This window comes from Pseudonocardia halophobica (assembly GCF_027922425.1).
Classification (GTDB): domain Bacteria; phylum Actinomycetota; class Actinomycetes; order Mycobacteriales; family Pseudonocardiaceae; genus Pseudonocardia; species Pseudonocardia halophobica.
The window spans coordinates 20387-27393 of record NZ_BSFQ01000066.1; the positions used below are offsets into that span (position 1 = coordinate 20387).

8 protein-coding genes and 1 pseudogene are annotated in these 7007 nt (G+C 72.4%); 3 read left to right on the forward strand and 6 right to left on the reverse strand.

Annotated features, from left to right (window positions below):
- Positions 1-7: 7 nt before the first annotated feature.
- From PKE99_RS36360 to PKE99_RS36375, 4 genes are all read right to left on the reverse strand, one after another.
- Positions 8-823, reverse strand: coding sequence for a PASTA domain-containing protein (locus PKE99_RS36360; protein WP_231498514.1), 816 nt, complete (start codon positions 821-823; stop codon positions 8-10).
- A 104-nt stretch (positions 824-927) separates the two neighbouring features.
- A complete protein-coding gene (locus PKE99_RS36365) occupies positions 928-1104 on the reverse strand; it encodes a hypothetical protein (RefSeq protein WP_156068105.1) in 177 nt (58 codons plus the stop codon).
- 53 nt (positions 1105-1157) lie between these two features.
- Entirely contained in the window at positions 1158-1655 is a 498-nt protein-coding gene (locus tag PKE99_RS36370; RefSeq protein ID WP_037054349.1) for a PaaI family thioesterase, read from the reverse strand.
- A gap of 52 nt (positions 1656-1707) precedes the next feature.
- Positions 1708-2517: an AraC family transcriptional regulator gene (locus PKE99_RS36375; RefSeq protein ID WP_197040911.1), complete on the reverse strand. Its 810-nt coding sequence runs from the start codon at positions 2515-2517 to the stop codon at positions 1708-1710.
- A gap of 85 nt (positions 2518-2602) precedes the next feature.
- Between PKE99_RS36375 and PKE99_RS36380 the strand changes: the two genes are divergently transcribed.
- On the forward strand, positions 2603-4252 hold the full coding sequence (locus PKE99_RS36380; protein ID WP_037054343.1) for a class I adenylate-forming enzyme family protein: 1650 nt from the start codon (positions 2603-2605) through the stop codon (positions 4250-4252).
- A 46-nt stretch (positions 4253-4298) separates the two neighbouring features.
- Here PKE99_RS36380 and htpX read toward each other — a convergent pair whose 3' ends face one another.
- The gene (gene htpX / locus PKE99_RS36385; protein WP_037054340.1) at positions 4299-5180 is read right to left on the reverse strand and encodes a zinc metalloprotease HtpX; all 882 of its coding nucleotides are present in this window, start codon (positions 5178-5180) and stop codon (positions 4299-4301) included.
- Positions 5181-5267: 87 nt separating this feature from the next.
- Positions 5268-5762, reverse strand: coding sequence for a hotdog domain-containing protein (locus PKE99_RS36390; RefSeq protein ID WP_051738371.1), 495 nt, complete (start codon positions 5760-5762; stop codon positions 5268-5270).
- Positions 5763-5800: 38 nt separating this feature from the next.
- Between PKE99_RS36390 and PKE99_RS36395 the strand changes: the two genes are divergently transcribed.
- Both PKE99_RS36395 and PKE99_RS36400 read left to right on the forward strand, forming a co-directional pair.
- Entirely contained in the window at positions 5801-6559 is a 759-nt protein-coding gene (locus PKE99_RS36395) for an enoyl-CoA hydratase (RefSeq protein ID WP_037054337.1), read from the forward strand.
- A 144-nt stretch (positions 6560-6703) separates the two neighbouring features.
- Positions 6704-7007, forward strand: a pseudogene (locus PKE99_RS36400) (2-oxoacid:acceptor oxidoreductase subunit alpha); the annotation flags it as partial.

The window sequence follows — 7007 nt, forward strand, 5'->3', positions numbered from 1 at the left end:
GCCGCGCTCACTTCGCGGTTCCGGTGACATTGATGGCGGTGACCTGCAGCTGCGGCACGGTCATGGTGCCGCCCATGGTCGTCGAGTACGAGTAGGAACCCGTCACCGTGACCTCCGCCCGGAACAGGTCGCCCTTGACCAGCTGGGCGAAGAGCGTGCCGCTCTCGTTCAGGAACGTGTTGGTCTCGTAGTCGACGTAGCCGTACGACGGCTTGTGGACCACGCCGTCGACGTTCGCGCGGAAGGCCGACGTGCCGGTCGCGGCGTCGAACTGGGTGACCTGGCCGTAGGCGACGATGCGCTCACCGACGTGGGCATCCGGGGACTTCGCGATCAGTGCCCAGTCCCGAGCGGTGATCGCCCGGGCCGGCGCCGGCGGCGCGTAGTAGGTCAGGCTGAGCAGCGTCGAGGTCGGCACCTTGAGCAGCGCGGACGGGTACTGGCGGGTGACCGTCGATTCCTCACCGAGGCGCGCCAGATCGGACGGCACCGTGAACCCGGCCTGCGTCAGGACCTGACGCGCCCGGGGCGCCGTCAGCCCGACGAGGTTCGGCACGGTCCCGCAGGCAGTTCGGGCGCAAGGATCCGTGTTGACGGTCGTGGTGGGAGCAGCAGGTGCCGCCGCCGGGCTCCGGCCCTCCTTGTCAATGACCCCGACAGCGACCAGGACGACGATGAGGACCGCGAGTACTCCGAGGCCGCCGTAGACGATTGACGGGGTACTCAGCCGCCGGCGGGTCCCGGACTGTGGGGCCTGGACGTCGGGCGACCCGCTCGGCGGGGTGGTGTCGGGCTGGTGGTCCTGGCTGGGCGAGAGAGACATCCGTGCTCCGGTCGGTCGGGGGTGGCGCCCAGACGTTCGACCGAACGGAGCAGGGAATTACTCCCGTCCTCGACGGTTCGTCAAAAGTGAGTAAAGGAGCTGCCCTACTTCGCCCCGAACTCCGCCTTCACCTCGGCCCGCCAGGCCGCGTACTCGTCGCCGCCCGCGAGTCCGAGGGTGCCGATGCAGTCGCCGCAGCGCCCGACGATCCGCAGCAGGGCGACCTGCCCGCACCGGACGCAGGTCTGCGGGAGGGCGGTGGAGGTGTCGTCGTCTGCCACGCGACGAGTGTGCCCCACCGGTCGGCCCGGGGATCACCCGCGGGCCCGCGTGTTCAGCGGAAGATCATGCAGCTGGAGCTGCCCTCGGCGAGCAGCGTCCCCGCCTGGTCACGGAGGTCGGCGCGGGCGAGGGCGGTGCTGTGGCCGCCGTGCACGACCCAGCCCGTGGCGCGGACCAGGCCGGTGGCGGTGGTGATGCGGCGCAGGAACTTCACGTCCAGGTCGAGGCTCGTGTAGCGGACGCCGGCGGGGAGCGTGGTGTGGACCGCGCAGCCCAGCGCCGAGTCCAGCAGGGTCGCGTAGACGCCGCCGTGGACCGAGCCGAGCGGGTTGTAGTGGTAGTCCCCCGGTTCGAGGGTGAACACCGCCCGGCCCTCGTCGACCGACTCCAGGTCGAAGCCCAGCAGGCCCGCGATCGGCGGGGCGGGCAGCTCGCCGGACATGACCGCCCGCAGGACCGACAGCCCGTCCATCCCGGCGGCCGCGGCCATGCCGGCCGGGTCCTCCCAGCGGTGGGTGCGCTCGTTCAGGGCGGGCTGGACGTCCGTCATCGGCTCCTCCTCGGTCGGTGCGCTCCACCCTAGCTGGATTGCGAACAGAAACCTAGGCGCTGACCGGTTCCTCGCGCCGGCGACAGGCCTGCGCGTACGCGGCCGGCGTCAGCCCGATCGCCGCGCCGAAGTCCCGGATGAAGTGCGACTGGTCGAAGTACCCCAGCTCCGCGGCCACCTCCGCCCAGGGCCGGTCCTGCTCCTCCGCGAGCCGGGCCGCCGCCTCGTGCAGCCGGTAGCGGCGCAGCACCCACTTCGGACTCACCCCGACGTACCGGGCGAACAGCCGCTGCAACGTCCGGGCCGGGATGCCGAACCGCGCGACGATGTCCTCGACGCGCGCCACCTCCCGGTCGCGGAGCAGGGCCGCGACGATCCGCCCGACCACCGCGACCTGCGGGTCCGGCTCCGGCCACCGCGCCCGTAGGAACCCTTCCGTCTGCGCGATCAGCTCGGGCACCGACCCGGTCATCGACGCCGCGAGCGCGTCCGCCGGCGCCCCCCACAGGCGCGCGGCGGGCATCGTGACGTCCGTGATCGTGGAGACGGGCCGCCCCAGGAAGGGCAGGAACGCGCCCGGCCGGAACTTGGTGCCGAACACGCGCCCCTCGCCGGTGTAGACGTAGGTGAACCGCTCCCGCCCGACCCCGGCGACCGCGAGCATCCCGCGGTCGAGCACCACGTTGACGCACGGGTGCGGCAGCAGCGTGACCGACGCCCGGCGCCCGGGCGGCAGTGCCCACGTGACCACCCAGTGCCGCTCGACGAGCTCGGCGAGGTCCGGCGACGGCAGGTACCGGTCCAGCCGGAAGTCGACGTCCCGCACACCCAGCAGGCCGTACTCACTGGTGGTCGACAGCACGCGCACAGCATGCCGCGCCCCACCGACAGAACCGGGACCGCGGACATGAGTGACAGGAGTCACACCACGCGGTTCACTGTCGGTCATGACCACCTACGCGGACCGTCCGTGGCTCGCCCGGTACGACGAGGGCGTCCCGGCCGACGTCGAGCCGGAGTTCCCCTCCGCCCTCGCGATGTGGCGGGCGACCGCGAAGGCGATCCCCGAACGCCCCTTCCTCCACTACTTCCACACCACCCGCACGGTCGGCGAGGTCGACGCCGACTCCGACGCGCTCGCCGCCGGACTGGTCGCGCTCGGCCTGGCACCCGGCGACCGCGTGGCGGTCTACCTGCAGAACGTCCCGCAGTGGGCCGTCGTGATGCTCGGCGTGTGGAAGGCCGGCGGCATCGTGGTGCCGGTCAACCCGATGCTGCGCGAGCGCGAGCTGCAGGTGATCCTCGCCGACTCGGGCGCCTCGGTGCTCGTGGCGCTGGAGTCGCTGCACCCCGTGGCACTGCAGGTGCAGCCGTCGACCGCCGTCCGCACCCTGGTCACGACCTCGGAGCTCGACCCCCTGGGCGACGACGACGTCCCCGGCCTGCTGGCCGGCAGCAGCCGCCAGCGCCCCGCCACCGCCCTCGACCTGCAGGATCTGATCGCCCAGCACGAAGGCGACCCGCCGCCCGCGGTCCCCGAGCCGGGCCCGGACGACGTCGCCTTTTTCACCTACACCTCGGGCACGACCGGCCCGCCGAAGGGCGCGACGAACACGCACCGCAACGTCGTCTTCAACGCCATGACCTACCGGGACTGGATCCACCTCGGCCCGGACGACGTGATCCTCGGCGTGGCCCCGCTCTTCCACATCACCGGGCTGATCGGCCACCTCGCCGTCGCCGCGCTGACCGGCGCGCCGGTGGTGCTGGGCTTCCGGTTCGACGCCGGCACCGTCCTCGAACTGATCGAGCGCTGGCACGCCACGTTCGTGGTCGGCGCGATCCCCGTGTACATCGCGCTGATGGAGCATCCCGACGCGGCCACCCGGGACCTCTCCTCGCTGACGAAGGTCTACAGCGGCGGGGCGCCCGTCGCGCCGGCGGTCGTGGACGCCTTCGAGCGCAGGGTCGGCCCGTACATCCACAACGCCTACGGGCTGACCGAGACGACGAGCCCGAGCCACGTGGGCCCGTTCGGTGCCCGCGCCCCGGTCGACCCGACGTCGGGCGCGCTGTCCGTCGGGGTGCCGGTGTCGAACACCGTGGTCCGGGTGGTCGACGACGAGGGCCGCGACCTCCCCGTCGGCGAGGTCGGCGAGATCGTGATCGCGGGTCCGCAGGTGGTGCCGGGCTACTGGAACAAGCCGGAGGAGACCGCGCACGCGCTGCCGGAGGGCGAGCTGCGGACCGGCGACGTCGGGTTCATGGACGCCGACGGCTGGTTCTACCTGGTCGACCGGAAGAAGGACCAGATCAACGCGGGCGGCTACAAGATCTGGCCGCGCGAGGTGGAGGACGTCCTGTACGGGCATCCGGCGGTCCGCGAGGCCGCCGTGGTCGGGGTGCCCGACGAGTACCGCGGCGAGACCGTGAAGGCCGTGGTCTCGCTCAAGGCCGGCACCGAGCTGGACCCGGACGAGCTGATCGCCTTCGCCCGGGAGCGCATGGCCGCCTACAAGTACCCGCGGATCGTGGAGGTCGTCGACGAGCTGCCGAAGACGGTGAGCGGCAAGATCCTGCGCCGCGAGCTGCGCTGACCCCGCCGAGCGCGGGACGAGGTGCTCCGGCAGCACTTCCCGCGCGTCAGCGCGTGCGCGCCATCTCCTGCAGCCGCCGGATCCGGTCCTCGATCGGCGGGTGCGTGGAGAACCACTTGGCCATCTGGTCGCCCGCCCGGAAGGGGCTCGCGATCATCAGGTGCGACTGCGACACGAGCTGGGGCTCGGGCGGCAGCGGCGCGAGCGCCGTGCCGTACTGCAGCTTGTGCAGCGCCGACGCCAGCGCGAGGGGGTCGCCCGTCAGCTCGGCGCCGGATGCGTCCGCCTGGTACTCCCGCGACCGGCTCACCGCCATCTGCACGACGCCCGCGGCGACCGGCCCCAGCAGCGCGACCAGGATGACGGCCAACGGGTTCGGCCGGTCCTCGTCGCCCCCGCCGAAGAGCCCCGCGAACATCGCCATGTTGGCCAGGAAGCTGATCATCGACGCCATCGCGCCGGCGACGCAGGAGATGAGGATGTCGCGGTTGTAGACGTGGCTGAGCTCGTGCCCCAGCACCGCCCGCAGCTCGCGCTCGTCGAGCAGCTCGAGCAGGCCGGTGGTGGCGCAGACCGCGGCGTTGCGCGGGTTGCGTCCGGTGGCGAAGGCGTTGGGCGCGTTGGTGGGGCTGATGTACAGCTGCGGCATCGGCTGCCGCGCCCGCTGGCTCAGCTCGCGCACGATCCGGTACAGCCCGGGCGCCTCGGCCTCCGTGACCGGCCGCGCGTGCATGGCCCGCAGCGCGATCTTCGCCGAGCTGAAGTAGGCGTAGCCGTTCATGCCGAGGGCGACGAGCAGCGCGATGATCAGCCCGGTCCGGCCCGCCACCAGTCCGCCGACGAGCAGGACCAGCGCGCTCATCCCGCCCAGCAGGACCGCCGTCTTCAGCCCGTTGAGGTGACCGTGCCCGTTGACGTGACCGTGCACCGCCTCGCCGCTCCTTCCGCAGGGTTCCTGCAGGGTCAACGACCCGTCCGGAGGCGGTGTTCCGGTCCGTCCGGCTTCACAGCGGACTCACGGGTTCACGGCGCGCACGGGCATCCCGTCGAAGTGGTCGCGGCGGATGTCGATGAACAACCCGCGGCCCTCGGCGGCGACCGGGCCGTCCGGCCCGTCGAGCCGCGCGGTGCCCGTGGTCCAGGTCTTGCGGCCCTCGCGCTCCTCGACCCGGGCCCACAGGTGCAGCTGCGTGCCCACCGGGATCGGCCTGCGGTAGCTCGTGGTCAGCTCGGCGGTGACGGCCGGGCGGCCGAAGAAGGCCTGCAGCGCACCCATCGTCTCGTCGAGCGCCGCGGCGACGACGCCGCCGTGGACGACCCCGGGCCCGCCCTGCTGCCAGTGCCCGACGTCGAGCACCGAGGTGACGGTGAGGTCCTCGCCCGCGACGAAGCTCAGGTGCAGCCCGGGCTCGACGTCCCCGCAGCCGAGGCACCCGTCGTGGTGGCGGCGCACCTTCTCCCCCGGTCGGGGCGCGCGGTCGTGGGGCAGCGGACGGTCGTTCACGGTCACCGGCGGACGGTAACCCGCCGGGATGTCAGGATCACTCCATGACCACCGAAGTCCGCACGACGGTCGAGGACGGCGTCGCGCTGCTCACAGTCTCCAACCCGGCCCGCCGCAACGCGATGAACCTCGAGCTGTCCGAGAAGCTCGTCGCCGCGCTCGACGCGGCGGTCGCCGACCCGGCCGTGGGCGCCGTGGTGATCACGGGCGAGCCGCCCGCCTTCTGCGCCGGCGGGGACCTGTCCGAGCTGCAGGGGGCCGATCCGGCGCGGCTGAAGACCGTCTACGCCGGCTTCCTCGCCGTCGCGCAGTGCCCGCTGCCGACCGTCGCCGCGGTCAACGGTGCGGCCGTCGGCGCGGGTCTCAACCTTGCGCTCGCCTGTGATCTGCGTCTCGCCGGCCCCGGGGCGAAGTTCGACGCCCGGTTCATGCAGCTCGGCCTGCACCCCGGCGGTGGCTACACCTGGATGGTCGACCGGGCACTCGGCGCCCAGGGGGCCAAGGCCCTGACCCTGTTCTGCGACGTGCTCGACGCCGTCGAGGCGGAGCGCGTCGGCCTGGTCTGGCGGCGGTACGACGACGACGCGGCCCTTCTCGCCGGGGCCAAGGAGCTGGCCGGGCGGGCGGCCGCCGCGCCGCGGTCGCTGATCGAGACCACGAAGGCCACGATGCGCGTCACCTCCGGCGCGATCTCCCACCAGGAGGCGACCGAGATCGAGGTGAGAGCGCAGGCCGCGTCCGTACACTCGGAGGAGTTCCGGGAGCGCGTCACGGCGCTCCAGGCACGCATCAGCAAGCGGTAGGGGCGGCCGCATCCTCGCGCCGTTCCGCCCGGACGAACGGAGACCATGTGACGTCGCACTGGGGCCGGGGACACTGGGCGATACCGGGCGTTAACCTCGTCCGGACATTTGTGTTCCCGAGCCGAACCGGGGAATGACCTCGACATGACGTCCAACGACACCGCCGTCACGCCGTCCGGCGGCGAGCACGATGTCATCACGAAGGACCGGGTCGTCATCCGGTTCGCGGGTGACTCCGGCGACGGGATGCAGCTCACGGGTGACCGGTTCACCTCGGAGACCGCGACCTTCGGCAACGACCTGTCGACGCTGCCGAACTTCCCGGCCGAGATCCGCGCCCCTGCCGGCACGCTGCCCGGGGTCAGCTCGTTCCAGCTGCACTTCGCCAACTACGACATCCTGACTCCGGGCGACCGGCCGGACGTGCTGGTGGCGATGAACCCGGCCG

Bases quoted from the DNA above. Each gene is read 5' to 3' on its own strand.
- PKE99_RS36360 (WP_231498514.1), bottom strand. From the start codon at position 823: ATGTCTCTCTCGCCCAGCCAGGACCACCAGCCCGACACCACCCCGCCG.
- PKE99_RS36370 (WP_037054349.1), bottom strand. From the start codon at position 1,655: ATGACGGACGTCCAGCCCGCCCTGAACGAGCGCACCCACCGCTGGGAG.
- PKE99_RS36380 (WP_037054343.1), top strand. From the start codon at position 2,603: ATGACCACCTACGCGGACCGTCCGTGGCTCGCCCGGTACGACGAGGGC.
- PKE99_RS36395 (WP_037054337.1), top strand. From the start codon at position 5,801: ATGACCACCGAAGTCCGCACGACGGTCGAGGACGGCGTCGCGCTGCTC.